This window comes from Salinarimonas soli, assembly GCF_008386575.1.
Taxonomy (GTDB): Bacteria; Pseudomonadota; Alphaproteobacteria; order Rhizobiales; family Beijerinckiaceae; genus Salinarimonas_A; species Salinarimonas_A soli.
The window spans coordinates 1-206 of sequence record NZ_VUOA01000078.1 but is presented as its reverse complement, the minus strand read 5'-3'; the positions used below and the strand labels follow the sequence as shown (position 1 = coordinate 206).

1 protein-coding gene is annotated in these 206 nt (G+C 71.8%); it reads right to left on the bottom strand.

Translation table 11 applies throughout. From position 1 onward, the window contains the following. A partial coding sequence (locus tag F0L46_RS25265) for a phosphorylase family protein (protein WP_438646721.1) occupies positions 1-206 on the bottom strand: 206 nt, incomplete at both ends.

The window sequence follows — 206 nt, the reverse complement described above, 5'->3', positions numbered from 1 at the left end:
CATGCCGATCACGGTGTAGCCGAGGCCCTTGTAGGTGAGGGACTCGGCGAGCGACGAGAATTGCGGCCCCTCCATGCAGACATAGGTGCCCCCGCGCGAGACCGCGATCCCCTCGGCGGCGGCGGCCTGGGCGGGGCGCTCCTGGAGGCGGGGGCCGATGGGGTGGGCCATGGAGACATGGGCCACGCAGCCTCGCCCGAAGAACG